At 72.4% G+C, this 25121-nt stretch carries 21 protein-coding genes, 1 tRNA gene, 1 pseudogene and 1 riboswitch; of the genes and pseudogenes, 7 read left to right on the forward strand and 16 right to left on the reverse strand.

Translation table 11 applies throughout. From position 1 onward, the window contains the following. Window positions 1–93 precede the first annotated feature (93 nt). The 4 genes from BI06_RS19060 to BI06_RS19075 all read right to left on the reverse strand — a co-directional run bounded on the left by BI06_RS19060 (window position 94) and on the right by BI06_RS19075 (window position 4484). Window positions 94–654, reverse strand: a complete 561-nt coding sequence (locus BI06_RS19060; protein ID WP_063764344.1) for a SigE family RNA polymerase sigma factor — start codon at window positions 652–654, stop codon at window positions 94–96. A gap of 97 nt (window positions 655–751) precedes the next feature. Next, the gene (locus tag BI06_RS19065) at window positions 752–2074 is read right to left on the reverse strand and encodes an Ig-like domain-containing protein (RefSeq protein ID WP_043469336.1); all 1323 of its coding nucleotides are present in this window, start codon (window positions 2072–2074) and stop codon (window positions 752–754) included. Between the two features lie 172 nt (window positions 2075–2246). Further along, entirely contained in the window at window positions 2247–2585 is a 339-nt protein-coding gene (locus BI06_RS19070; protein ID WP_030397047.1) for a hypothetical protein, read from the reverse strand. Window positions 2586–3080: 495 nt separating this feature from the next. After that, window positions 3081–4484, reverse strand: coding sequence for a cystathionine beta-synthase (locus BI06_RS19075; protein ID WP_030397046.1), 1404 nt, complete (start codon window positions 4482–4484; stop codon window positions 3081–3083). 198 nt (window positions 4485–4682) lie between these two features. On the opposite strand from BI06_RS19075, the gene BI06_RS19080 reads away from it, so the two are divergent. From BI06_RS19080 to BI06_RS19090, 3 genes are all read left to right on the forward strand, one after another. Beyond that, window positions 4683–5828 carry an SGNH/GDSL hydrolase family protein gene (locus tag BI06_RS19080; protein ID WP_082558544.1) on the forward strand — a complete coding sequence of 382 codons (1146 nt, stop codon included), beginning with the start codon at window positions 4683–4685 and terminating at the stop codon, window positions 5826–5828. 62 nt (window positions 5829–5890) lie between these two features. Further along, on the forward strand, window positions 5891–7111 hold the full coding sequence (locus BI06_RS19085) for an acetyl-CoA C-acetyltransferase (RefSeq protein ID WP_030397044.1): 1221 nt from the start codon (window positions 5891–5893) through the stop codon (window positions 7109–7111). A gap of 291 nt (window positions 7112–7402) precedes the next feature. After that, the gene (locus BI06_RS19090; RefSeq protein ID WP_051741249.1) at window positions 7403–8362 is read left to right on the forward strand and encodes a hypothetical protein; all 960 of its coding nucleotides are present in this window, start codon (window positions 7403–7405) and stop codon (window positions 8360–8362) included. A gap of 104 nt (window positions 8363–8466) precedes the next feature. Here BI06_RS19090 and BI06_RS19095 read toward each other — a convergent pair whose 3' ends face one another. The 3 genes from BI06_RS19095 to BI06_RS19105 all read right to left on the reverse strand — a co-directional run bounded on the left by BI06_RS19095 (window position 8467) and on the right by BI06_RS19105 (window position 10103). After that, complete coding sequence (locus BI06_RS19095) at window positions 8467–8871, reverse strand: hypothetical protein (protein WP_063794988.1); 405 nt, start codon at window positions 8869–8871, stop codon at window positions 8467–8469. Between the two features lie 103 nt (window positions 8872–8974). Further along, on the reverse strand, window positions 8975–9883 hold the full coding sequence (locus BI06_RS19100; protein WP_030397041.1) for a Bax inhibitor-1/YccA family protein: 909 nt from the start codon (window positions 9881–9883) through the stop codon (window positions 8975–8977). 138 nt (window positions 9884–10021) lie between these two features. Beyond that, window positions 10022–10103: transfer RNA gene (locus BI06_RS19105), tRNA-Leu, on the reverse strand. 304 nt (window positions 10104–10407) lie between these two features. Between BI06_RS19105 and BI06_RS19110 the strand changes: the two genes are divergently transcribed. After that, window positions 10408–11277 carry an ABC transporter ATP-binding protein gene (locus tag BI06_RS19110; protein WP_369826157.1) on the forward strand — a complete coding sequence of 290 codons (870 nt, stop codon included), beginning with the start codon at window positions 10408–10410 and terminating at the stop codon, window positions 11275–11277. 54 nt (window positions 11278–11331) lie between these two features. Next, window positions 11332–13890, forward strand: a complete 2559-nt coding sequence (locus BI06_RS19115) for an ABC transporter permease (RefSeq protein ID WP_043469342.1) — start codon at window positions 11332–11334, stop codon at window positions 13888–13890. A gap of 181 nt (window positions 13891–14071) precedes the next feature. Here BI06_RS19115 and BI06_RS19120 read toward each other — a convergent pair whose 3' ends face one another. From BI06_RS19120 to BI06_RS19150, 7 genes and pseudogenes are all read right to left on the reverse strand, one after another. Further along, on the reverse strand, window positions 14072–15448 hold the full coding sequence (locus BI06_RS19120) for an NAD(P)/FAD-dependent oxidoreductase (protein WP_030398003.1): 1377 nt from the start codon (window positions 15446–15448) through the stop codon (window positions 14072–14074). 428 nt (window positions 15449–15876) lie between these two features. Further along, a complete protein-coding gene (locus BI06_RS19125) occupies window positions 15877–16818 on the reverse strand; it encodes a Ppx/GppA phosphatase family protein (protein WP_030398004.1) in 942 nt (313 codons plus the stop codon). Window positions 16819–16955: 137 nt separating this feature from the next. Continuing rightward, a pseudogene (locus tag BI06_RS19130) lies at window positions 16956–17495 on the reverse strand (DUF501 domain-containing protein); the annotation flags it as partial. Beyond that, window positions 17467–17973 carry a septum formation initiator family protein gene (locus tag BI06_RS19135; RefSeq protein ID WP_233290192.1) on the reverse strand — a complete coding sequence of 169 codons (507 nt, stop codon included), beginning with the start codon at window positions 17971–17973 and terminating at the stop codon, window positions 17467–17469. The pseudogene BI06_RS19130 and the gene BI06_RS19135, both read right to left, overlap by 29 nt. A 126-nt stretch (window positions 17974–18099) precedes the next feature. Continuing rightward, window positions 18100–19386 carry a phosphopyruvate hydratase gene (eno, locus tag BI06_RS19140; RefSeq protein ID WP_030398007.1) on the reverse strand — a complete coding sequence of 429 codons (1287 nt, stop codon included), beginning with the start codon at window positions 19384–19386 and terminating at the stop codon, window positions 18100–18102. A 345-nt stretch (window positions 19387–19731) separates the two neighbouring features. Continuing rightward, on the reverse strand, window positions 19732–20709 hold the full coding sequence (locus BI06_RS55175; protein ID WP_043469344.1) for a transglycosylase family protein: 978 nt from the start codon (window positions 20707–20709) through the stop codon (window positions 19732–19734). Between the two features lie 5 nt (window positions 20710–20714). Then, window positions 20715–20863: riboswitch (cyclic di-AMP (ydaO/yuaA leader) on the reverse strand. A 231-nt stretch (window positions 20864–21094) separates the two neighbouring features. Next, complete coding sequence (locus BI06_RS19150) at window positions 21095–22381, reverse strand: cytochrome P450 (protein ID WP_030398009.1); 1287 nt, start codon at window positions 22379–22381, stop codon at window positions 21095–21097. A 39-nt stretch (window positions 22382–22420) separates the two neighbouring features. On the opposite strand from BI06_RS19150, the gene BI06_RS54735 reads away from it, so the two are divergent. Then, window positions 22421–22543: a hypothetical protein gene (locus BI06_RS54735; protein ID WP_255360228.1), complete on the forward strand. Its 123-nt coding sequence runs from the start codon at window positions 22421–22423 to the stop codon at window positions 22541–22543. 78 nt (window positions 22544–22621) lie between these two features. Continuing rightward, on the forward strand, window positions 22622–23113 hold the full coding sequence (locus tag BI06_RS19155; RefSeq protein WP_082558545.1) for an SDR family NAD(P)-dependent oxidoreductase: 492 nt from the start codon (window positions 22622–22624) through the stop codon (window positions 23111–23113). 107 nt (window positions 23114–23220) lie between these two features. On the opposite strand, the gene BI06_RS19160 is transcribed toward BI06_RS19155, so the two are convergent. After that, window positions 23221–24276 carry a MazG family protein gene (locus BI06_RS19160; protein WP_030398011.1) on the reverse strand — a complete coding sequence of 352 codons (1056 nt, stop codon included), beginning with the start codon at window positions 24274–24276 and terminating at the stop codon, window positions 23221–23223. A 109-nt stretch (window positions 24277–24385) separates the two neighbouring features. Next, window positions 24386–25081 carry a hypothetical protein gene (locus BI06_RS19165; protein ID WP_051741254.1) on the reverse strand — a complete coding sequence of 232 codons (696 nt, stop codon included), beginning with the start codon at window positions 25079–25081 and terminating at the stop codon, window positions 24386–24388. Window positions 25082–25121 lie beyond the last annotated feature (40 nt).

Below are 25121 nucleotides of genomic sequence, written 5' to 3' on the forward strand. Positions count from 1 at the left end.
TGACCGCCGCCGGGTCGGGCCGCCCCGCCCCCCAGGCGGTGTCCTCCCTGGTCAGCAGCTCGCCGATCCGGTCCTCGAATTCCGTGCCGCCGTTCATACCGCCACCTCGATGTCGCTCGGGTCGTGGCCCGCCGGACCGCCGGTGCGGTCGGCGAGCTCGGGCCGTGCGCGCAGCTTCGACAGCGCCCGGTGCAGCGTGGACTTGACCGTCCCGGGCGCGATGCCCAGTTCGGCGGCGGTCTCGGCCTCACTCAGGTCCCCGTAGTACCGCAGCACCACGACCGCCCGCTCGCGCCGGGTGAGGGCGGCCAGCGCCTGGCGCAGCAGGGCCCGCTGGGCCTGCTGCTCGGCGAAGTCCGCCGGCACCGGCCGGTCGGGGGCGTGGTCGGTGGGCAGCTCGCGGTTGCGCGGCCGCCGCCACCAGTCGCGGTGCTGGTTGACGACGATCCGGCGCACGTAGGCGGCCGGGTCGTCCGCGTTCGCGGTGATCCTGGGCCAGTGCAGGTAGGCGCGTTCCAGCGCCGACTGCACGATGTCACCGGCCCGGTGCGGATCACCGGTCAGCAGCTCGGCCAGCCTGATCAGCCGTGGCCCGATGCCGACCACGAACGCGCTGAACTCGGCGTCCAGGCGCTCCCTCTGCTCGCGTTTCACACCCCCCTGACTCCTCGGGGGGCGGGTGGGGTTCTGTCCTCGCGACCGGGAATTCGCACGGTGCGACCTCCTGCGGCCCCCGCGGGGCCCGGGGGCGTCAGACCGCGCTGCCGGCCTTCCAGTCGGCCCAGGCCATGTTCCAGCCGTTGAGGCCGTTGGACGGGACGACGGTCTTGTCCCCGGAGTTGGTGACCTCGACCACGTCGCCGATCATCGAGCTCTTGAAGAACTTGTAGCCGTCCGCGTTGGCGTCCTCGCCGCCCTTGACGTCGCGCAGGCCGACGCAGCCGTGGCTGGTGTTCTGGCTGCCGAAGGTCGACGCGGGGGACCAGTAGTTGCCGTGGATGAAGGTGCCGGAGGTGGAGAGTCGCTGGGCGTGCGGCACGTCCGGGATGTCGTACTCGCTGCCGAGGCCGACGGTCTGCGAGTTCATCCGGGTCTGCTGGTACTGCTCGGTGATCACCATCTTGCCGCCCCAGGTGCGGAACTCGGGCGAGCCGCCGGAGATCGCGTAGACGGCACTGACCTGGCCGTCGGTGGTGACGGTGAGCTTCTTGGTGGCGAGGTCGGCGACGCTGGTCTGGGCCCGGCCGACGGTGAAGCGGACGTCCTTGGACTGGGTGCCGTAGACGCCCTTGGCGCCCTGGACGTCCTTGAGCCGGAGCTTGACGGTCACCTTGGTGCCCTTGGCCCAGTACTGCTGCGGGCGGAAGTCGAGGCGGGTGCTGGAGAACCAGTGCCCGACGATCTCGACGCCCGGCTCGGCCACCACGGTGATGGCCTGCTGGACGGCCTTGCGGTCGGTGACCGGCTTGCTGAAGTTGATCGAGACCGGCATGCCGACGCCGACCACCGAGCCGTCCTCGGGGGTGAAGTAGCCCACGAAGGTGTTGGCCGGCGTCGCGGTGGTGAAGACCGCGTTGGCGTCGGCCTCCAGCTTGTCCTTGTCGACGGCGGCGGCGGTCACCGTGTACTTGGTGCCGCTGGCCGGGGAGGCGGCGGAGGTCCAGACGGTGCCGTCGTCGGACAGCGTGCCGGCCAGCGCCTTGCCGGTGGAGTCGGCGACCTTGACCGAGGTGAGGGTGCCGCCGGCGACGGCGACCCGGACCGGGTCGCTGAAGCCGGCCGCCGTGGTGCCGTCGGCCGGGGTGACGGTGATCACCGCGACCGAGGTCTTCGGGGTGGGGGTGCTGGTGGCGCTCGCCGTCGGCTGTCCGGTTCCGGAACCGGTGCCGCCGGAGCCGTCGGAACCGCCGGCGCCCGTCGTTCCGGTGCCCGCGCCGTTGTCCGCGCTCTTGGTGTCGTTGCAGGCCGCCAGCAGCAGTACCGGGGCACCGACCAGCCCGGCGAGTACACCGCGTCGGCTCCAGCTGCTCGCGGCCGACCGGCCCTGACCGTCCCGTGCCGTCACGTCGCCCACTCCCTGCTGCTCATCCGGGCATTACGGATACAAAAACGCAATCCGTACGTTCACGGTTCCAACACCAACGGCTTGCGATCGTATGAGAAGACGAAACCAAGTGCCAAATATGGACAAAAAGCCCGACCTGCGGACAGCAGGCCGGGCTTTCGTCGGAAGTGGCGGGCGAGCCCTACTCGGCCGACTCCTCCACCGCGTACTCGTCCCAGTCCCCGTCCTCGGGGTCGAAGTCGGTGTTCGCCGACTCCCAGGTCGCCGAGGCGAGCTCGACACCCGGGACGTCGCCGAGCAGCGCCACCGGGTCGATGAAGTGGGCGAGCGAACCCGCCGGGTCCACCTCGATGGCCTCGACGGACTGCGCGCGCTCCTCGTCGTCGAGGTACTCGTCCGCGGTCACCTGCTCGAGCGCCGCCGCCTTGAGGGCGCCCTCGTCGGTGATCTCGGCGATGAGCTCGATGCTGAGCCGGACGTAGCGCGGGCTGTCCTGGCCGGTCGTGTCAGTGCTGGTCATGCGCCGAGACTACGGGATCCCGCCCGCCGGGAGGCGCCGGTGAACGCCGGGAGGCGCCGGAGAAACGCAGCGGGGCCGGTCCCCCCTTCGAGGAGGGACCGGCCCCACCGCTTCCGCCCGTCTCCCCCACCCGGGAGCCTTGCGGACGCGCCGAGCGGCGCGGGTGTCCGGGAGCCGCCTCACCCTGGCAGCCGGCCGGAGCCGGGCAGGGGCGGGACGACGGCGTCTCCGCGGACAGGGACACCACCGGCCGGGTCAGGACCGACCGTCGTGCCCGGGACGGACCGTGCCGCCGGGGAGCCGCTCCCGGCCGGTCGTTGTCGTCCCGTTCGGCGTCTTGCCGTGTGCACAACCATGCCGCAGTCGTGTTAAGCCCGTGCTGCACGGAGATGACGCCGGTGTACCGGTTCGCCCGGAAACGGAACCGGTGCCCCACGGTTCCTCAGCCACCGGGTCGGGGGCGGCGGCTGACCGCGGCTCGGTGGGCGGCGGGGCTCAGTGGCCGAGGCGGCTGCCGGCCAGGAAGCCGAGCAGGTCCTGGCGGGTGACGATGCCCTGCGGCTTGCCCTCCACCAGCACCACCGCGGCGTCGGCCTTCTCCAGCACCGTCATCAGGTTGGTGACGGTCTCGCCCGAGCCGACCACCGGCAGCGGCTTGGACATCACCCGGTCCAGCGTGTCGGTCAGCTGGATGTCGCCCGCGAAGACGCCCTCCAGCAGCAGCTTCTCCGCCACCGAGCCGATCACCTCGCCGGCCATGATGTCCGGGTGGCCGGCGCCCGGCGAGACGACCGGCATCTGCGAGACGCCGTACTCGCGCAGCACCCGTACCGCCTCGGCGACGGTCTCGTTGGGGTGCATGTGGACGAACTGCGGAATGCCCTCGTGCTCGATGGCGTCCTTGCGGGCCAGCACCTCGCCGATGTGCGCCTCGTCGGTGGCGGACGGCAGGAAGCCGTAGTCGGCCATCCAGTCGTCGTTGAAGATCTTCGAGAGGTAGCCCCGGCCGCCGTCCGGCAGCAGCACCACGACGACGTCGTCCGGGCCGAGCCCGCGCGCCACCTCCAGCGCGGCGACGACCGCCATGCCGCAGGAGCCGCCGACCAGCAGGCCCTCCTCCTTGGCCAGGCGGCGGGTCATCTGGAAGGAGTCCTTGTCGGAGACGGCGACGATGCCGTCCGCGACGTCGCGGTCGTAGGCGGTCGGCCAGAAGTCCTCACCGACGCCCTCGACCAGGTACGGCCGGCCGGTGCCGCCCGAGTAGACCGAGCCCTCCGGGTCGGCGCCGATCACCTTGACCTTGCCGCCGGAGACCTCCTTCAGGTAGTTGCCGGTGCCGGAGATGGTGCCGCCGGTGCCGACGCCCGCCACGAAGTGGGTGATCCGGCCCTCGGTCTGCTCCCACAGCTCCGGACCGGTGGAGTGGAAGTGCGAGGCCGGGTTGTCCGGGTTGGAGTACTGGTCCGGCTTCCAGGCGTTCGGGGTCTCCCGGACCAGGCGGTCGGACACGTTGTAGTACGAGTCCGGGTGCTCGGGGGCGACGGCGGTCGGGCAGACGACCACCTCGGCGCCGTACGCGCGCAGGGTGTTGATCTTGTCGGTGGACACCTTGTCCGGACAGACGAAGATGCACTTGTAGCCCTTCTGCTGGGCCACGATCGCCAGACCGACACCGGTGTTGCCGGAGGTCGGCTCCACGATGGTGCCGCCGGGCTTGAGAGCGCCCGAGGCCTCGGCGGCCTCGATCATCCGCATGGCGATGCGGTCCTTCACCGAGCCGCCGGGGTTGAAGTACTCGACCTTGGCGAGCACGGTGGCGCTGATCCCCTCGGCGACCTTGTTCAGCTTGACCAGCGGCGTGTTGCCGACCAGGTCGATGATCGAATTGTGGTACCGCACGGGGGTCCTCCCGGTGTGTGGGCATACGAGTGCTGTCGGTACCGCAAGCGTAGGCCGTACCGGGCGCCCCGGAGAGCCCGTACGCACCACGAACGGCCCACCCCCGTCGTAGGCCGCGCCCCGGGCGGGTACTAGGGGTGTACACGCATCGGGAACGGCACCCGTCGGGGTGGCACGAGGACGCGAAGGGGGCACGGGGTGCCAGGAACACAGCAGTCGCGGGCCCGGGTGGCCCGGCGGATCGCCACCGCGGCGGCGTACGGCGGCGGCGGGCTGGGGGTACTGGGGGTGGGCCTGGTCGGCCTGCTGCTGACCGAGAGCAAGCTGGCCGTCCAGGCCATCGGCATCCTGGACGGCGACCCGCCGAGGGCCGACGGGGTCTACGGCGAGGCCTTCGCCGATCGCGCGGCCGCGCCGCAGCCGCCGCTGGTGCTGGCCTTCCTGGGCGACTCCACGGCGGCCGGCCTGGGCGTGCTGCGGGCCCGGGAGACCCCGGGGGCGCTGCTCGCCGCGGGCCTCGCCTCGGTCGCCGAGCGCCCGGTCCGGCTGGTGAACGTGGCGTTCTCGGGCGGCCGCTCCGCCGATCTGGCCGGCCAGCTGGAGCAGGCCCTGGCGTGCCGCCCGGACATCGCCGTGATCATGATCGGCGCCAATGACGTGACCCGGCACAGCCCGGCCCAGCTCGCGGTGCGCCAGCTCGGCGAGACGGTCGCCGCGCTGCGCGCCGCCGGCTGCGAGGTGGTGGTCGGCACCTGCCCCGACCTCGGCACCATCAAGCCGGTCCGCCCGCCGCTGCGCTGGGTGGCCCGCCGGGTCAGCCGCCAGCTGGCCGCCGCGCAGACCATCGCGGTGGTGGAGGCGGGCGGCCGGACGGTCTCGCTCGGCTCGCTGCTCGGCCCGGAGTTCGCGGCCCGGCCCGAGATGTTCGCCGCCGACCGCTACCACCCCTCCGCCCAGGGCTACGCGACGGCCGCGATGGCCGTGCTGCCGTCGGTCTGCGCCGCACTGGGCCTCTGGCCGCAGGAGGAGCCGGCCGACGGGCCGGTCCCCGGCGAGGCGGTGCTGCCGGTGGCGGTGGCCGCGGCGGCCGCGGCCGACCGGTCCGGCAGCGAGGTGGCGGCGGTCGGCGGCGCGGACGGCGCGGCCGGGCGCTGGGCGCTGCTGCGGCACCGGCTGCGGGTCGGCCTGCCGGGCTCCTGGGCCACCGGGGAACCGGTCGGCGGGCCGTCCGACGGGGTACCCGGGAGCCCGCCCGAGGGCCTGTCCGGGGGGCTCTCCGGGAGCGCCGGTCCGGCGCCCGGCAACACGTCGGCCAGCTCACACACCGGGGCGGGTGACGACTGAGCTACCAGACGGTAACTTTCCTCCCGGACGCCTGTCCGCCGCCACTCAGCGAGGAGCCCGCCATGCCCGAAGCCGTCATCGTCAGCGCCACCCGTTCGCCGATCGGCCGGGCCTTCAAGGGCTCCCTGAAGGACGTCCGCCCGGACGACCTGACCGCGCACATCATCCAGGCCGCGCTGGCCAAGGTGCCGCAGCTCGACCCGCGCGAGATCGACGACCTGATGCTCGGCTGCGGCCTGCCCGGCGGCGAGCAGGGCCACAACCTGGCCCGCATCGTGGCGGTGCAGATGGGCATGGACTACCTGCCCGGCACCACCATCACCCGCTACTGCTCCTCCTCGCTGCAGACCACCCGGATGGCCCTGCACGCGATCAAGGCCGGCGAGGGCGACGTCTTCCTCTCGGCCGGCGTGGAGACCGTCTCCCGGTCGGTCAACGGCACCTCGGACGGCATGCCCGGCACCATGAACCCGCTGTTCGGCGACGCCCAGGCGCGCACCGCCAAGCGGGCCGAGGAGGGTGGCGGCGAGTGGCACGACCCGCGCGAGGACGGGCTGCTGCCGGACGCCTACATCGCGATGGGCCAGACCGCCGAGAACCTCGCCGCGCTCAAGGGCATCACCCGCGCCGAGCAGGACGAGTTCGGCGTGCGCTCGCAGAACCTCGCCGAGGCGGCGATCAAGGCCGGCTTCTGGGAGCGGGAGATCACCCCGGTCACCACCCCCGACGGCACCGTGGTCTCGACGGACGACGGCCCGCGCGCGGGCGTCACCCTGGAGGGCGTCTCCGGCCTGAAGCCGGTGTTCCGTCCGGACGGCACGGTGACCGCCGGTAACTGCTGCCCGCTGAACGACGGCGCCGCCGCACTGGTGATCATGTCCGACACCAAGGCCCGCGAGCTGGGCATCACCCCGCTCGCCCGGGTGGTCTCCACCGGCGTCAGCGCGCTCTCCCCCGAGATCATGGGCTACGGCCCGGTCGAGGCCTCCAGGCAGGCACTGAAGCGGGCGGGCCTGTCCATCGGCGACATCGACCTGGTCGAGATCAACGAGGCCTTCGCCGCCCAGGTGATCCCGTCCTACCGGGACCTCGGCGTCGACCTGGACCGGCTGAACGTCAACGGCGGCGCGATCGCGGTCGGCCACCCCTTCGGCATGACCGGCGCCCGCATCACCACCACCCTGATCAACTCGCTGCAGTGGCACGACAAGCAGTTCGGTCTGGAGACCATGTGCGTCGGCGGCGGCCAGGGCATGGCGATGGTTCTGGAGCGCCTGAGCTGACCTCGCGCTGTCAACCCCGAAGGGTCCAGACCACCCATTTGGAGTGACACAGCGTAATTGAGGGCCGGATCACACCGCGAGGTCGATCCGGCCCTCTTTTCTTTCGTTTCCGGACCGGAAATCGACGGTGCGGAGCGGATCAACTCCGCTGCGTAGAGCGGTCCTACCTAACAATTTGGGGACAAGAGCGAAAGTCACCGACAAATTGGACATTGGCCACTGCGGTAACAGTGCCGGATGGGGCAGTGTGGAGAGGTAACCCCGTTCCACTCCTCCCTAGGAGTACGTTCCGTGAGCGCCGTCTACACCATCCTGTTGCTGATCCTGATCGCCGTGTCGACCGCCGTGCTGGTCCACCTCCGGGGCGTCTCCCGCCGGTTGGACGCACAGGCCGCGGTCTCCCCGACCGTCGACGAGGCCGCGATACGCCGGGCCGTCGCCGAGGCCCTGGCCGCCGACCGCGAGCGGGAGATCACCGAGGCCCGGGCGTTCTGGGCCGAGCAGGAGGCCCGCGCGGCCGAGGACGCGCCGCTGTTCGACTCCCCGTTCGCCGGTGTCTTCAGCACCACCGACGAGTGGCCGCTCTTCTTCCCCCGCCCCACCGGGCCGAACGAGGCCGCCGACAACGCCGACCACCCGGGCACCATGGACCCGGAGTTCGGCGAGGCCCTGCGCTCGGCGCTGGAGGACCTCATCGGCGACGGCGGCACCGGGACCGGCCCCGAGGGCGGCAGCCCGCTGCGCCCCGCCCACCCGGCCGGCCACCCCGCCGGCGGCCACCCGGCCGGCGAGGGCACCGGCGACGCCCGGGCCCGCCGCGAGGCCGACCTGCTGGCCACCGGGCTGGACGCCGGGCTGCTGGACGCCGAGGCCGCCGTCGAGGAGGCCCCGGCCACCGCGCCCGACCCGCGCCGCCACCCCTCGCACCCCGACTTCGTGCCCAGCCAGACGCCGTCCCGGGAGTGGACCGACACCCGGCTGGCCACGCTGGCGGACGAGGGCACCGCACTGATCGACGTCCGCCCCGGACCGCTCGGCACCCTGGACGTCTACGCCTTCGCCGACGGCACCACGCTCTGCGTGGCCCCGGGCGACCGCGAGGCCGCGTACCGGCTGATCGACGCCGTCCGGGCCGGTGAGAACGTCCGACTGCTCGGCGGCTCCCGGTTCTCCGGCTCCTACTCGCTGACCTTCTCCACCGACGAGGACGCCGTGTACGTGCTCGCCGACCGCGTGGTGGCCAGCATCTGACCCGAGCGCGCCGACGCGGGCGCGCCGACGCCGAGGGCCGGCCGGATCGAGGGGGTTACCGATCCGGCCGGCCCTCGGCGTTCCGCCGTTGCGCCTCGGGGCCCTCAGAGCGCCGCCGAGGCCTCCACCAGCCGCCGCACGGCCATGGCCCGCACCGCCCCGGCCGCCACCGGCGGGCCGTCCGGAAGGGCCACCACGGCGTCGCCGGGCAGCGCGGCCAGCGCCGCCGCCAGGTCGTGCCCGACCACGGCGAGCTGGTCGCCGACGGCGAACACCCCGACGTCCGGCAGCTCGTGCGCGGGCACGCCGTCCGCCCCGCCGTCGACCCGGACCGCCTCGGCGGCCCGCGCCGCCTCCGCCAGCCAGCGGGCCAGCGCCAGTCCGGCCGCGGCCCGCGAGGGGTGTCCGGGGACGGCGCCGAGCAGCCGGCTCTGCGGCATCGCGCGGAACCGGTCGGCCAGCGCGTCGACGGCCTCGGCCAGGGTCTTCTCATCGGACGTCTCGGACATGCCGCGAGCATACGGGCCACCGGGAACGAAAGCCGCCGGGCCCCGGAGCGGTCGCTCCGGGGCCCGGCGGCAGTGGTGGTACAGCGGGTCGTACGACCGAGGATCAGTCGTCGCCGCGCAGGATCGCGATCAGCCGCAGCATCTCGATGTAGATCCAGACCAGCGAGAGGGTGAGCCCGAAGGCCGCCCGCCAGGACTCCTTCTGCGGCGCGCCCTGCGCGATGGCCTCCTCGACCGCCGCGAAGTCCAGCGAGAGGAAGAACGCGCCGAGGCCGATGCCGACCAGGCCGACCACGATGCCCAGCGGGCCGCTGCGCAGGCCCATGTCGGCGCCGAACAGCGAGGCGACCAGGTTGATCAGCATCAGCAGCACGAAGCCCATGGCGATCGCGATGCCGATCCGGGTGTAGCGCGGGGTGACCCGGATCCGCCCGGTCTTGTAGGCGATCAGCATCGCCGCGAACACCGCCGCGGTGCCCAGCACCGCCTGGATCGCGATGCCCTCCCAGACGCTGTTGAACACCTTGGTGATCGCACCGAGCGCGAAGCCCTGGAGGCCCGCGTAGAGCAGGATCAGCGGCGGGCTGACGCTCCGCTTGAAGGAGATCACCATGCCGAGCACGAACGCGATCAGCGAGGCGACGCCGGCCAGGCCGAAGTTCCGCTCCGGCAGCGCGACCCAGGCGAGACCGCCGGCCGCGACCAGGGTGAGCAGCGTCATCGCGGTGCGCGCGACCACGTCGTCCAGCGTCATCCGGCCCGTCGCCGCGGGACCGGCGGAGGGCGCGTTGTACATCCCGGCGAGCTGCTCGTCGGTCAGCGGCGCACCGCCCTGGGGCTGCTGGCCGTAGGGGTTGTTGGCGTACGGGTTGTTCCCGTACGGATTGTTGCCGTAGGGGCTGCCTGCGTACTGGCTCCCGGCCGGCGGGGTCTGGGTGGTCCCGAAACCCGCGTAGCCGGACTCGCGGGTGAAGGACCCCTCCCGCGAGAAGACCGGGTTGCTGCTTCTCATTGCTCATTCCCTCCGTGGCGGCACTGCACCGCCCGCAGCACAAGGGTAATGGCTTGGCAAAGGAATCGGCATCCGCCGCGAGAACGATTCGGCCGCTGACGTCCGGCGGGGACGCCGGTCGGCGTCCCCGCGAGTCGGTGCCCAGAGCCGGACTCGAACCGGCACGGCCTTTCGGCCAAGCAGTTTTAAGCTGCCCGTGTCTGCGTTCCACCATCTGGGCTTCTGCGGACCCGGCCCGGCCGGCGGAACGGAGAGCAGCGCTCCGCCCCCGTGCGGGCCACCCCTGAGCCTAGTCGCCCGGCATCCCCTTTCGCATGTTCCGAGGCGGGGAAGTTGTCATGTTTCCTTGCCATCTGACGAACAGTTCGTGATTTGGCCACTCGACCCGCTCGATCCGGCCACCGGCCCTCCGCTCAGGGTCGGTGTCATACCGCAGGAGGAGGGCGCCACCTGGGCGTACGCCCAGCGGTGGTCGGGCCAACCGTCCGGCGGAGCGACGAGAAACCATGATCACCGGAAGGAGCATGGAGGTACGGCCGGACGCCCCTGGAAGGGCCCCGGCCGGCCAGCCTCCGGAGCCGCACGGCCCGGTCCGCCATGCCCGACCCGAGGAGCACCCCGTGAGCACGTCGACCGCAACCGCCGTCCGTACCGGCCGGGCGGCCGCCCGCGCCACCGGCCTGAACAAGGTCTACGGGGAGGGCGAGACCCGCGTGGTCGCCCTCGACAACGTCAGCGTCACCTTCCCCCAGGGCGAGTTCACCGCGATCATGGGCCCCTCCGGCTCCGGCAAGTCCACCCTCATGCACTGCATGGCCGGCCTCGACACCGTCAGCTCCGGCTCCTCCACCATCGGCGACACCGAACTCGTCGGCCTCAAGGACAAGCAGCTCACCCAGCTGCGACGCGACCAGATCGGCTTCGTCTTCCAGGCCTTCAACCTGCTGCCCACCCTCACCGCCCTCGAGAACATCACCCTCCCCATGGACATCGCCGGCCGCAAGGCCGACAAGCAGTGGCTCGACCGCGTCGTCGAGACCGTCGGACTCTCCGGCCGCCTCTCCCACCGCCCCAGCCAGCTCTCCGGCGGCCAGCAGCAGCGCGTCGCCTGCGCCCGCGCCCTCGCCTCCAAGCCCGACATCGTCTTCGCCGACGAACCCACCGGAAACCTCGACTCCCGCTCCGGCGCCGAGATCCTCTCCTTCCTGCGCAACTCCGTCCGCGAACTCGGCCAGACCGTCGTCATGGTCACCCACGACCCCGTCGCCGCCGCCTACGCCGACCGCGTCGTCTTCCTCGCCGACGGCCGCATCGTCGACGAACTCACCAACCCCACCGCCGACACCGTCCTGGACCGCATGCGCCGCTTCGACGCCAAGGGCCGCACCAGCTGACGCAGCACGCGCCGCCGCCCGTCCCTTCGCAGACCCCAGGACCCAGGAAACCCCATGTATCGCACCGCACTGCGCAATGTGCTGGCCCACAAGGGCCGACTGCTGATGACGGCGCTGGCCGTCATGCTGGGCACCGCCTTCGTGGCCGGCACCATGGTCTTCTCCGACACCTTCGGCAAGGCCATGCGGGAGAGCAACTCCAAGAGCTACTCCGACGTCTCGGTCCAGATCGTCGACTACTCGGCCGGCGCCACCGCGTCCCTCCGGGACAAGAGCGACAAGAGCGCGGTCACCCTGACCGACGCCACCGTCCAGCAGCTCGCCGCGCTGCCCGGCACCGCCGGCGCCCGCGGCGTGGCCAGCGGCTTCACCGGTGTCGCCGACAAGAAGGGCGAGCTGATCGGCCCGGCCTGGTCGGCCAAGGGCGCCAACTTCGCGCCCGGCCCGGACGGCAAGGACGCCCGCTACCCGATGGTCGAGGGCCAGGGGCCGAAGAACGGCAAGGAGATCGCCCTCGACCGGAAGACCGCCGAGAAGGGCGGCTACAAGGTCGGCGACACCGTCCGGATCGGCTCCAACGGCCCGGTCCTCGAGGCGAAGCTCACCGGCGTCTTCACCACCGACGACCCGAGTGTGAACAGCGGCGGCACGCTCACCCTGTTCGACCGCGCGACCGCCCAGCAGATCCTGCTGGAGCCCGGCCGCTACAGCAGCATCGTGCTCACCGCCAAGCCCGGCACCAGCCAGGACGCCCTGCTCGCCGAGGTGAACCAGAAGATCCGGCCGGAGCAGCAGATCGAGACCCGCACCGGGGCCGAGCTCAAGGCCGAGGAAGAGCGGATGATCGCCGCGGGCACCGACAGCCTGCGCACCATGCTGCTCGCGTTCGCCGGCATCTCGCTGTTCGTCGGCATCTTCATCATCGCCAACACCTTCACCATGCTGGTCGCCCAGCGCACCAAGGAGCTGGCCCTGCTCCGGGCGATCGGCGCCAGCCGCAAGCAGGTGACCCGCTCGGTGCTGATCGAGGCGTTCGCCATCGGCACCGTCGCGGCCTCGGCCGGCCTGGTCGCCGGCCTCGGCATCGGCGCGGGCCTGCAGTCCCTGATCGCCTCGCTGAACGACAGCCTCCCGACCGGCGCACTGGTGGTCAAGCCGCTGACCGTGGTGGTCACCCTGGTGGTCGGCGTCCTGGTGACGGTGCTCTCCGCACTGCTGCCCGCCGTCCGCGCCGCCCGGATCGCCCCCGTCGCCGCGATGAGCAGCGGCGACCAGCCCGCCACCCAGAAGTCCCTGCTGGTCCGGAACGTGCTCGGCTCGCTGGTGGCCGCCGCCGGTATCGCCCTGGTCGCCTTCGGCGCCTCCAAGGGCAACTCGGACGGCCGGATGCCGGTCGCGCTGGGCGCCGTGCTCGCCGTCCTGGGCGTCTTCGTCCTGCTGCCGCTGCTCTCCCGCCCGGTGATCGCGCTGGTCGGACCGGCCCTCGGCAAGCTGTTCGGGATGCCCGGCAAGCTGGCCCGGCAGAACGCGGTGCGCAACCCGCGCCGCACCGCCGCCACCGCCGCCGCAATCACCATCGGCCTCACCCTGGTCAGCGGTCTGACGGTGATCGGCGCCTCGGTCTCCGACACCGTGGACCGGGCCATCACCAGCTCGATGAAGGCCGACTACCTGATCTCCGCGGCGAACGGGATGAGCCTGTCCGACAAGGTCCCCGCCGAGGCCGCGAAGGCCGCCGGGGTGGCCGCCTCCTCGCCGCTGGTGGAGGTCGAGTGGGACCTCAATGGCAAGTCCAACAAGATCACCGGCCTGAACGCGGACAGCCTGGACAAGCTGCTCACGGTGAAGATGAAGAGCGGTTCCACGGCCTCCTTCGGCCAGGGCAAGCTGCTGCTCGGCGGCGACCTGGCGAAGAAGCTCGGGGTCGGAACCGGCTCCACCGTCGAGATGGGCTACCCCGGCGACGCCAAGGGCACCCTGACCGTCGGCGGCGTCTACGAGACCAACGACCTGCTCGGCGGGGCCATGCTGGCCAACAGCGAGATCCTCAAGCACGACCCCCAGCCGTCCCTGGACAGCGTCCTGGTCAAGGGCACCGACGGGGAGACCGAGTCGCTGCGGAAGGCACTCAAGGACTCCACCGGCGCCAACCCGGTGATCGAGGTCAAGTCACGCCAGGACGTCCGGGACGGCTTCAGCCAGAACATCACCTTCGCGCTGAACATGATGTACGGGCTGCTGGCGATGTCGGTGGTGGTCGCGGTCCTCGGGGTGATCAACACCCTGGCGATGTCGGTCTTCGAGCGCAAGCGCGAGATCGGCATGCTGCGGGCGATCGGCCTGGACCGGCGCGGCATCAAGCGGATGGTCCGGCTGGAGTCCGTGGTGATCTCGGTGTTCGGCGCCGGCATCGGCATCCTGCTCGGCTGCTTCACGGCCTGGGCGATCAACGGCACCCTCAAGTCCGCCCTGCCCAGCATGACCACGGTGCTCCCGTTCGGGCAGCTGCTGCTCTTCCTGGCCCTGGCCGGGCTGGTCGGTGTGGTGGCCGCCTTCTGGCCGGCCCGCCGGGCCGCCGGGCTGGACATCCTGGACAGCATCAAGACCGACTGACGCACTGTGCGAACAGCGAGAAGGCCCCTGCCGGAGGGTTCGGCGGGGGCCTTCCTGCTACTTCTTGTACTCCGCCCGACTCGCACAGCCGGCTGAGCACCACGGAGGTCGTGGTCCGGCAACGCTGCCGGGCGGAGAGCCTCCGACTCATACCCGGTGCTCCCACACCGGGCCGTAGTCGCTACTTGCTGGTGGCCAGCTCCTTGTCGGCGGCCGGCTTCGCGGCCTCGACGGCGGGACGCTTGGTGGGCGCCGTGACCTCCTGGATCGGCTGGTACGGGTTCTCCATCTGGGAGAGGCCGACCATCTCGCGCTTCAGGAAGACGGCGAGGGTCCAGTCGGTGAAGACGCGGACCTTGCGGTTGAAGGTGGGGACCATGGCGCCGTGGTACAGGCGGTGGAACCACCAGGCCGGACGGCCCTTCAGCTTGTACTTGCCGAAGAGGATCGCGACACCCTTGTGCAGGCCGAGGCCGGCGACCGCGCCCAGGTTCTTGTGCTTGTACTCCTGCTGCGGGAAGCCCCGCATGCCGGAGATCACGTTGTCACCGAGGACGGCGGCCTGGCGCACGGCGTGCTGCGCGTTCGGCGGGCACCAGGCGCCCTCGCCCGCGGCGAGGTCCGGCACCTGGGCGTTGTCGCCGGCGGCCCAGACGTAGTCGAAGCCCTGGACCTGGAGGGTCGGCGCGGTGTCGACGTGGCCGCGCGGGCCCAGCGGCAGGCCGAACTGGGCCAGCACCGGGTTCGGCTTCACGCCGGCCGTCCACACGATGGTGGAGGCGTCCGTCTCCATGCCGTTCTTCAGCACGACGTGGCCGTCGACGCAGGAGTCCATCGAGGTCTCGATGTAGACCTCGATGTTGCGCTCTTCGAGCTTCTCCTTGGTCCACAGACCGAGGTCCGGGCCCATCTCCGGGAGGATCCGGTTGGCGGCCTCGACCACGATGAAGCGCATGTCGTCGCGGCTGACCGTCTTGTAGATCTTGGCGGCGTCGCGCGCCATGTCCTCGATCTCGGCGATCGTCTCGACGCCGGCGAAGCCGCCGCCGATGATCACGAAGGTCAGCGCCTTGCGGCGGATGGCCTCGTCCGTGGTGGACTCGGCCTTGTCCAGCTGCGCCATGACGTGGTTGCGGAGGGCGATGGCCTCCTCCACGGTCTTCATGCCGATGCCGTGCTCGGCCAGACCCGGGATCGGGAAGGTGCGGGAGACCGACCCGGTGGCGACGACGAGGTAGTCGAAGGGCAGCTCGTACGAGTCGCCGGCCGAGGGCTGGATGGTCGCGATCTTGCGCTCGTGGTCCACACCGGTGACCGCACCGGTGAGCACCTCCGCGTTCTTCAGCGCGGTGCGCAGGGGCGCGACGAGGTTGCGGGGCGCGACGTTGCCGCCGGCCGCCTCGGGGAGGAAGGGCAGGTACGTCATGTACGACCGCGGGTCCACGACCGTGACGGTCGCTTCGCCGTAGCGCATCTTCTTGAGGATGCGCATCGCGGCATACAGGCCGACGTAACCACCGCCGACAATGAGGATGCGAGGACGCTCCGTGGTGCTCATATCCGAAAGTATCCAGCACCGTTCGGAGCAGCCTTCGTGAGCCCGCTCACAAGCGGACGGACCCCCTCTGCTACACTTCGCGCCCCCGTTTCGACCCCCCGGCCGACACTTCACGGCCATCCCGACCCCCCGGCGGACGGACCCGTGACGACGGCCCCGCTGAGCAGCAACGATCCATGACGGGGCCTGGTTCCCACACGGGATTTCGATTTTCAAACCCCTGGCGGGTCAGAACCTACGATCCAGCGGTTATCACGCCGAGCGAGCCTTCGGTCCCACATATCGGACGGACCGGACCGTCCAGCGCGGCGAACGGGCGGATCCCCATGTGAAGAAATTCACGAACTTTTCCGCACGGCCCCGGGCGCGCCCCGGCCCCGGGACCCGCAAGGGGCCTCCGGGGCCGGAACGGTAAGCCTCGTGCCTGGTCAGCGGGCGATACTCCAGGCGATGCCGTCCAGGATGTCGTGCTCGCTGACGACCACCTCGGCGGCGCCCGTCCGCGCCATGATCTCCAGCAGCTCCAGCGCGCCGGCCGCGATCACGTCCACCCGGCCCGGGTGCATCGACGGGATCGCCGCCCGCTCCGCGTGGGTCGCGCGCAGCAGCCGGTCCGCGATCTCGGCGACCCGCTCGCGGGAGATCCGCGAGTGGTGGATCGCCTCCGAGTCGTACCGCGGCAGGTCCTGGGCGATCGCCGAGATGGTGGTGACCGTCCCGGCCAGGCCGACCAGGGTCGCCGCACCGGTCAGCGGGACGGCCTCCTCGGCACGGTCCAGCTCCGCCCGCACATGCGCCCGCGCCTCGGCGATCTGCTCGTCCGAGGGCAGCTCGGCGCCGCCGAAGTGCCGCTCGGTCAGCCGGACGCAGCCGATGTCGACCGAGCGGGCCGCCTCGACGTCCTCGGCCCCGAGCACGAACTCGGTCGAGCCGCCGCCCAGGTCGAAGACCAGGTACGGGGTGGCGAAGGTGCCGCCGGTGAGCTCCTTGGTGGCGCCCACGAAGGAGAGGTGCGCCTCCTCCTCGCCGCTGACCACCTCGGGCTCGACCCCCAGGGCCGCCCGCACGCCGTCGACGTACTCGGCGCTGTTCTCGGCGTCCCGGGAGGCGCTGGTGGCGACGAAGCGGATCCGCTCCGGGCCGACGCCGAAGCCGGAGATCACCTCGGCGTACTCCCGGCAGGCCGCGAAGGTGCGCTCCAGCGCGTCCGGGTGCAGCCGGCCGGTGCGGTCCACGCCCTGGCCCAGCCGGTTGATGATCATCCGCCGGTCCAGGTCGGTGATCTCCCCGGTCTCCGGATCGAGATCCGCGACCAGCAGCCGGATCGAGTTGGTCCCGCAGTCGATCGCGGCCACCCTGGTCGTACTCATGCCTCGGCCTCCCCTGCCTCGTCCGCCCCGTCCGCCTCCTGCGCCGCGCGCTTGGCGGCACGGTCGGCGGTCTTCTGCTCCTTGGCCGCGATCACGGCCTGGTGGTCCTGCTCCTTGGCCCGGTTGCGGAGTACCCGCTCACCGGCCGCCTCGACCTCCGCCGGGGACACGCACGGGCCCTTGGCCCACCAGTCCTCCAGCATCCCGATCGCCTCGTCGCCCAGCGGGTTGACGCCCTCGCCGGCCGCCAGCGAGTGGCCGACCAGCACGTGCAGGCACTTGACCCGGTCCGGCATGCCGCCGGCGCTCGGGAAGCCCTCCAGCACCTCGATGGCGTCCCGGCGGGCGATGTAGTCCTCGTGCGCCTTCTGGTAGGCCGAGGCCAGCTCCGGGTCCTCGGCGAGCCGGGCGCTCTGCTCCTTCATCACGCCGTCCGCCTCCAGGGTGCCGATCAGCGAGGCGGCCTTGGGGCAGGTCAGGTAGTAGAGCGTCGGGAACGGCGTGCCGTCCGGCAGTCGGGGCGCCGTCTCCACGACGTCCGGGTTGCCGCACGGGCAGCGGTGGGCGACGCCGCGCAGACCGCGCGGGACCCGGCCGAGCTGCGCGGCGATGGCCGCGACGTCCTGGTCGGAGACGGAGGGGTGGTTCTCAGTGGTCATGGGAGGGGCTGTCTCCAGCGGGGACGGGGGCGGGTGGTGAGGAAGGGGCGGGCTGCGCCGGGGCAGCAGGGGTCGCGGGGGCAACGGGAGCGGCGGCAGCGGCGTCCACGGAGTCCCAGACACTGGCGTACCAGGGCCGGGCGGCCTTGACCGTCCCGGTGGCCGGGCCCTGCGCGGGCGGCGGCGCGCCCAGCGAGGACTTCGCCGGGTCCTGGGCCGCCGGGTCCACCGCGATGTACGGGGTCTCCCCCGGCATCGCGTAGTGCAGCCGGGTCCTGGCCTGCGCCTTGACGTACTCCGGGTCCTGCCAGCGGGCCTTCTCCCGGCGCAGCTGCTCGACCTGCTGCCGGGCGTGCTCGGCCCGGGCGCGCTGCGCCGTGATCTCGGACCGCTGCGAGATGAACTGCCGGGTCGGGTAGGCCAGGATCGCCACCAGTGAGCAGAGCACGAGGACCAGGACGGTCGCCCGGCTCGTGAACCGAGGCCGGGCCGCCAAGCCCGGGATCCTCCAGCCTGCCATCTCCGGTGTCCCCTCCTGGTCGCGACGGTGCCCCGCCGTCCACCCTACGGGGTGAACGGCGGGGCACCGGTCAGGCGTGCGCCACTCGGGCGGCCGGGCGGGTCAGCCCTCGTGCTTGAACCGCGGGAAGGCGCCGCGGCCGGCGTACTCGGCGGCGTCGTCGAGGATCTCCTCGATGCGCAGCAGCTGGTTGTACTTGGCGACGCGCTCGGAGCGGGCCGGGGCACCGGTCTTGATCTGGCCGCAGTTGGTGGCGACGGCCAGGTCGGCGATGGTGACGTCCTCGGTCTCGCCGGAGCGGTGGGACATCATGCAGCGGTAGCCGTTGCGCTGGGCCAGCTCGACGGCGTCCAGGGTCTCGGTCAGCGAACCGATCTGGTTGACCTTCACCAGCAGCGCGTTGGCGGTGCCGGTCTCGATGCCGCGGGCCAGGCGGGCCGGGTTGGTGACGAACAGGTCGTCGCCGACCAGCTGGACCTTGTCGCCCAGCTTCTCGGTCATGGCCTTCCAGCCGTCCCAGTCCGACTCGTCCAGCGGGTCCTCGATCGAGACCAGCGGGTAGGCGGCGACCAGGCCGGCGTAGTACTCGATGAGCTCGGCGGAGGTGAGCCCCTTGCCCTCGAACTGGTAGGCGTCGTCCTCGTAGAACTCGGAGGCGGCGACGTCCAGGGCCAGCGCGATGTCCTTGCCCGGCACGTAGCCGGCCTTCTGGATGGCCTCGACGATGAGGTCGAGGGCCTCGCGGTTGGAGTCCAGGTTCGGGGCGAAGCCGCCCTCGTCGCCCAGACCGGTGGAGAGGCCGCGCTCCTTCAGCACGCCCTTGAGCGTGTGGTAGACCTCAACGCCCCAGCGGACGGCCTCGGAGAAGGACTCCGCGCCGATCGGAGCGATCATGAACTCCTGGATGTCGACGTTGGAGTCCGCGTGCGAGCCACCGTTGAGGATGTTCATCATCGGGACCGGCAGGACGTGCGCGTTCGGGCCGCCCAGGTAGCGGAACAGCGGCAGGTCGCTGGCCTCGGAGGCGGCGTGCGCGACGGCCAGCGAGACGCCGAGGATGGCGTTGGCGCCGAGCGAGGACTTGTCCGGGGTGGCGTCCAGGTCGAGCATGGCCTGGTCGATCAGGCGCTGCTCGGTGGCGTCGTAGCCGACCAGCTCCGGGCCGATCTGCTCGATGACGGCCAGGACGGCCTTCTCCACACCCTTGCCGAAGTAGCGGTTCTTGTCGCCGTCGCGGAGCTCCAGGGCCTCGAAGGCACCGGTGGAGGCACCCGACGGGACAGCGGCACGGCCGGTGCTGCCGTCGTCGAGGCCGACCTCGACCTCGACCGTGGGGTTGCCGCGCGAGTCGAGAATCTCACGGGCTACGACGACATCGATGGACGGCACGAGGCATCTCCTAGCGGAAGCAGGTACCGGCTGACAGTGGGGTGCCGTCGACCGGACGATTGCGGAGTCGTTACGACCAGAGCCTAACCGCACCGGCTGTCCGGGCCACGTCGACCTCGGCTCCGTCTCAGCGTGTGGCTGTGCTACCCACCGGTAGTTCACCTGGTTGCCCGGCCTCGGACGCCCCGGGGCGGACGAAGGGGGCGGACCGGGCCGGAGCGGTCACGCCGCCCTGCCCGCCGGTCCGGTGACGGACAGGCGGGCAGTGGGCGGTGAACCGGTCGGCGGTGGGCGCTGAGCGCCGGGCTGGGCGCTGGGCGCACAGCGCCGGGACGTGCGGGAGGGTCAGCCGAGAGCGAGGACCTGACCGGGGACGATCAGGTCCGGGTCGCCGCCGACGGTGCCGCGGTTGCCGTCGTAGAGGGCCTGCCAGCCGCCCTGGACACCCTGCGCGGTCGCGATCCCGGCGAGCGTGTCGCCGGAGCGGACGGTGTAGCCCGGGCCGGCCTGCGCCTGCTGGGTCTGCTGGACCTGCGGGGCCTGCTGCGCCTGCTGCGGCGCGGGAGCGGTGCCCTGACCCGCGTACTGCTGGTACACGCCCTGGTGGCTGGTCCAGTACCAGGCACCGTTGTTCTGGTACCAGAACACCTTGGCGTCGGCGTCCCAGCCGGCCCGGCCGGAGAACGACGGCGCCTGCGACTGGGTCTGCTGCTGCGCCTGCTGCTGGACCTGCGGAGCCGGCTGGGCGTGCTTCGGCGCGTACTGCGGGGCCTGCTGCGTCTGCGGGGCCGACTGGGCCTGCTGGGCCTGCGACTTGGGGGCGGCGTGCTTCGGCGCGGCCTTCGGGGCCTGCTGCTCGATCTGCGCCTGCGGTGCCTGCGGCTTCGGGGCGGCCGGGGCGGCCGGGGCTGCGTCCGCCGAGGCGTCGACCGCCGCCGGGGCACCGCCCTTGCTCAGACCGGCCTTCTTGGAGCACACCGGCCAGGCGCCCGGACCCTGCGAGGCCAGCACCTTCTCGGCGACGGTGATCTGCGCCGCCTTCGAGGCCTGGTTGGCCTGCGGCGCGTAGGACGTGCCGCCGAACGCCTTCCAGGTGCTGGAGGTGAACTGCAGGCCCCCGTAGAAGCCGTTGCCGGTGTTGATGCTCCAGTTGCCCCCGCTCTCGCACTGGGCGACCGCGTCCCAGGTCGAGGCCGGGGCGGCCGAGGCGCCGGTGGCGGTGAGGATCGGCATCGCCAGTCCGACACCGGCGACACCGGCGACGGCGATGGCCTTCTCGGTCTGGGTGCGGCGACGGTGACGGCCGGTTCCGACGAACAGCATGAAGAAGTCCCTCTCCGCACGCCTGCGAGGTGAGCTGTCGGGTTCGGACCGGGAGGTGGCCCGGCCGCGCGGAGGCGGCTTCACCCCAAGCCGTGGGAGACGGCGCAAGACCTGGTTCCCCCGCCCCTGCCCAGGGTTCTGGTCGGTTTCCGGTGACGCGGCGGGCAGGACTCGGCGTTCCGCGCACGGGACCCGCTTCCGCGGGCTCCCCGGAGAGTAGACAGATCTTCAGAGCAATCACAAGCTCATATCGCCGCTATCACACGGAAATCACGTCACGTGATGGATTGCCTACCAACCGAAGAGGTATGTCCGGATTGATGGAGGTTCACACCCGACGAAGTCGCGCTGCGGAGACTGCGCGTCAGCGTGTCGTGAGTCCCCCTCAGTGAACTGCCGAGGGGTCGGCGGAGGTTGCCCCCGATGTCGATTCCGGCGTGAATTCCACCGGAAGTTCACGAAGTCCCCGCATGATCAGACCACCGCGCCAGCGCAGTTCCTCCGGGTCCGCGGCGAGCCGGAGGTCCGGCAGCCGGGACAGCAGGGTGGTCAGCGCGGCCCGCCCCTCCAGACGCGCCAGCGGGGCGCCGATGCAGTAGTGGATGCCGTGCCCGAAGCCCAGGTGCGGGTTGTCCGCCCGGGCCAGGTCGAGGGTGTTCTCGTCCGCGAACCGCGCCGGGTCCCGGTCCGCCGCCGCCAGCACCACCAGCACCGGGTCGCCGACCGGGATCTCCACCCCGCCGATGGTCAGCGGACTCGTCGCGAACCGCCAGGTGGCCAGCTCCACCGGGCCGTCGTAGCGGAGGAGTTCCTCGATGCCGGTCTCCAGCAGCGCGCTCTCGCCGCGCCCGATCGACTCCTGGAGCAGGGCCCGCTGACCCGGGTTGCGCAGCAGCGCGTAGACGCCGTTGCCGATCAGGTTCACCGTCGTCTCGAAGCCCGCGAAGAGCAGGATGAAGGCCATCGCCGCGGCCTCGTTCTCGGTGAGGTGCTCACCGTGGTCGCTGGCCCGGATCAGCCCCGAGATCAGATCGTCCCCGGGGTCCGCGCGCTTGCGGTGGATCAGCTCCGCGAGGTAGGCCCGCATCCGCTTCACCGCCCGCCCCACACCGCCGCGTTGGCCGCCGCCGTGCCGGATCATCATCCCGGCCCAGTCCCGGAAGTCGTCCTGGTCCTCGGCCGGCACCCCGAGCAGGTCGCAGATCGCGTAGATGGGGAGCGGGAAGGCGAACTCGTGGATGAGGTCGGCCGATCCGCGCGCCGCGAAGCCGTCGATCAGCCGGTCCGTGAGCTGCTGCACCCGGGGCTCGAAGGCGGCCACCCGGCGCGGGGTGAAGGCCTTCGACACCAGGCGGCGCAGCCGGGTGTGGTCCGGCGGGTCGATGTTCAGCAGGTGCGTCATCAGGTCGGCCTGGCGCTCGCCCGGGATGCCGACCCGGCCGGTGCGGTGGGCCTGCTCGCTGTGGTGCGCCGGGTTCTTGGAGAGCCGGCTGTCCGCGAGCGCCTGGCGGGCGTCGGCGTACCGGGTGACCAGCCAGGCCTCCACACCACTGGGCAGGGTGGTCCGGTGCACCGGCTCGTGCTCGCGCAGCCACGCGTACGCCGGGTAGGGGTCGGCGGCGAACTCCCAGGTGAACAGGGGCGGGCGGGCGGAGGCGGGCTGAGCTGGCATGGGTCGACGGTATCCCGGGCGCGTCACCGGCACCGCACCGTGGGCGGCGCGGTCCCGCTGCCGTTCGCGGCGCTGTTCCTGCCGCCGTTCGTGCCGCTGTTCGCGCCGCCGTTGCTGCCGCTGTTCCCGCCGCTGTTTCCGCCCCGCCGGTCGTTCCGGTGATCGTTCCGGTGATGGTGGGCCGGAGCAGGCGTGAGCCTGGTCACCTGAGGGGTAATTCCTGTTGCGGAGGATCAGGTCGTGCCTACGATCCTCCGCAAGATGTCCGTGGGCGCCGGTGCGGAGCCGCCCACAGGGAGGAGCAGGGCCATGCGGGTCACCGGTGCGGTCATCGTGATCGCGGTACTCGACGGCGGGTCGGGGGCGGGCCTCGCCCGCCGCTTCACCGCGGCGGGAGCCGCCGGGATGCTGATCGCCGACCAGCGGAGCGGGGTCGCCGAGGACCTCGCCACCGAACTCGACCGGCCGGGCTGCCCGGTCGTCGGGGTGTGCGGCGACGTCCGCCGCCCCAGCGATGTCGCCGCACTGGTCGACACCGCCGAGAAGCACCTCGGCCCGATCGACCTGTTCTGCGTGGCCGGACCGGACGGCGAGCGGATCGTCTCCCTCTCCGACCTGCCCGCCCACCTCGACCTGGAGCGGCTCGCCGAACTCGTCGCGCTGGTCGGCGAGGCGATCGGTGAGGTCGTTCCGCCGCAGCGCCGTCCGGTGGCGGACGTCGCCGCGGCCTGAGGACCGGGGCGGTCGGGGGGCTGCTTCGGCCGGCTCGGGGCTGCCCGGTCGCTCGGTTGCCCGGGCTGCCCGGTCAGTCGGGCGGCCGGGTCAGTCTGGCAGCCGGGTCACTCGGCGGGCTTCAGGCCCTCGGCTGCGCGCACCGTGTCGCGGTACCCCCGCGCCGCCGCCCGCAGCGCGGCGTCCACGTCGAGCCCGGCATCGTGCGCGCGCTGCGCCACCGCGAGCAGCAGCCGGCCCGCGGACTCCGCCGTGAGCTCGGCCGGCAGCTCGTACGGCTCGTCCGGCACGCCCGCGAACCCGGACCGGCGCACCCGCGACACCAGCTTCGCCGCGTACGCCAGCGAGGGCAGCCCGGCCGGGACGCCGTCCAGCACCGACTCGCGGTCCGACTTCTCGGCCGCCTTCAGCGTCTCCCAGTTGGCCTCCACCTCGGCCGCGCCGTCCGCCTCGGTGTCCCCGAACACGTGCGGGTGCCGGTACATCAGCTTCTCGACGATGTCGCCCGCCACATCGTCGATCGAGAACGCCCCGGTGGGGTGCTCCTCGGCGATCCGGGAGTGGAAGAAGACCTGGAGCAGCACGTCGCCGAGCTCCTCGCGGAGGCTGTCGCGGTCGCCCTCCTCGATCGCCTCGACCAGCTCGAAGGCCTCCTCGACCAGGTACTTCACCAGGCTGGCGTGGGTCTGCTCGGCGTCCCACGGGCAGCCGCCGGGCGAGCGGAGGCGGTCCATCACGGACACCAGGTCCAGCAGCCGGGAGCCCGGCAGGTCGTACGAGCCCGGCAGCACCTCGATCTCCGGCACCTCGCCGGCGTGCTCGACCGCGAGCCGGGCCAGCGCGTCGGTCAGCCCCGGGTCGCCGTCCGGGCCGCCCAGCCAGACCGTCGACCCGTTCCCGTTCCCGTTCCCGTTTCCGGCGGCGCCGTCCGCCGGGGCACCGGTCAGCAGCCGGGCCAGCGCGGGGGCGGAGCCCGGCGCCACGACCTCCACCTCGACACCCGCCTGCCGCAGGGCCGGCAGCTGCGGGTGACCGGCGTCGCCGGCCAGTACCCGCCCGGCCGAGCGCAGGGCCTCCCAGGCCGGCCAGGACAGCAGGCCGGGGGCCACCCGGTGGGTCGTGATGAGGAGGATCAGCTTCGCGCCCGGAGGATTCGTCGTCACCCCTCGAACCTACCCGTCCGCCCGACGGCCCCGCCGCCGGGTTTCCGCGCGGCCGGCGCGGGTCGGGGCACCCCTTGCTGCCGTACTCCCGTCGGGCCGCGCGGCGGCCTCAGCCAGTGGGCCGGGAGCGGCCGGCCGGGGCGAGGGCGGCGCGGTCCGGGTCCCAGGTGCCGTAGCGGGGGTTCACCCGCAGGTGGAACGCGGTGGCCGTGGCGGCCAGGATCCGGCGGACGGCGGCGTCGCCCGCCGGGGTGTCGGCGTCCGCCCCGGCGGCCGCGGCGAGTCGGCGGATCCCCAGCTCGCGGCCGAGGCGGTCGTCGATCGCCTCGGCCGGAACACCCTGCTCCGCCAGGGCCCGGGCCAGCCGCCCGGCGCCGCCGAGGCGCCGTTCCTCCTCCGCCCGGGCGGCCGCCACCTCGGCCTCCGCGACCGCCGGGCCCCGGTCCGCGACCGCGCGGGCCACCACCGCGTCGAGCACCAGCTCGGTGACCGCCCGCCGGGCCGGGCCCTCCGTCTCCCACCGCGCGTCCGCCGACACCCCGCCCGGGGCGTGCCGCAGCGCCGCCACCCTGGCCTCCACCGCGTCCACCGGGATCCGTCGTCCGTCCAGCACCGCCGCCGTGCCCGGAGTCAGCCCGCCCCCGCCGCACCCGGCCAGCCCGGGGACGGCGAACAGGACGGCGACGACGGTCGTCGTGGTCGTGACGGTCCTGGGGGTCCTCGCGGTGCTGGCGGTGCTGGGGGTGCTGGCGGTGCTGGGGGTGCTGGCGGTGCTGGGGCTCCTGGGGGTCCGGCGACGGTGCATGGCGGGTCTCCGGGTGCGGGCGCTTGCGGGGCGGCGGGGC

This window comes from Kitasatospora sp. MBT66 (assembly GCF_000710405.2).
Classification (GTDB): domain Bacteria; phylum Actinomycetota; class Actinomycetes; order Streptomycetales; family Streptomycetaceae; genus Kitasatospora; species Kitasatospora purpeofusca.

What these genes read in the sequence shown, in the direction of transcription:
- BI06_RS19070 (WP_030397047.1), bottom strand. Translation starts at nt 2,585, where the DNA reads ATGACCAGCACTGACACGACCGGCCAGGACAGCCCGCGCTACGTCCGG.
- BI06_RS19085 (WP_030397044.1), top strand. Translation starts at nt 5,891, where the DNA reads ATGCCCGAAGCCGTCATCGTCAGCGCCACCCGTTCGCCGATCGGCCGG.
- BI06_RS19095 (WP_063794988.1), bottom strand. Translation starts at nt 8,871, where the DNA reads ATGTCCGAGACGTCCGATGAGAAGACCCTGGCCGAGGCCGTCGACGCG.
- BI06_RS19100 (WP_030397041.1), bottom strand. Translation starts at nt 9,883, where the DNA reads ATGAGAAGCAGCAACCCGGTCTTCTCGCGGGAGGGGTCCTTCACCCGC.
- BI06_RS19110 (WP_369826157.1), top strand. Translation starts at nt 10,408, where the DNA reads ATGGAGGTACGGCCGGACGCCCCTGGAAGGGCCCCGGCCGGCCAGCCT.
- BI06_RS19115 (WP_043469342.1), top strand. Translation starts at nt 11,332, where the DNA reads ATGTATCGCACCGCACTGCGCAATGTGCTGGCCCACAAGGGCCGACTG.
- BI06_RS19120 (WP_030398003.1), bottom strand. Translation starts at nt 15,448, where the DNA reads ATGAGCACCACGGAGCGTCCTCGCATCCTCATTGTCGGCGGTGGTTAC.
- BI06_RS19125 (WP_030398004.1), bottom strand. Translation starts at nt 16,818, where the DNA reads ATGAGTACGACCAGGGTGGCCGCGATCGACTGCGGGACCAACTCGATC.
- BI06_RS55175 (WP_043469344.1), bottom strand. Translation starts at nt 20,709, where the DNA reads ATGCTGTTCGTCGGAACCGGCCGTCACCGTCGCCGCACCCAGACCGAG.
- BI06_RS19150 (WP_030398009.1), bottom strand. Translation starts at nt 22,381, where the DNA reads ATGCCAGCTCAGCCCGCCTCCGCCCGCCCGCCCCTGTTCACCTGGGAG.
- BI06_RS19165 (WP_051741254.1), bottom strand. Translation starts at nt 25,081, where the DNA reads ATGCACCGTCGCCGGACCCCCAGGAGCCCCAGCACCGCCAGCACCCCC.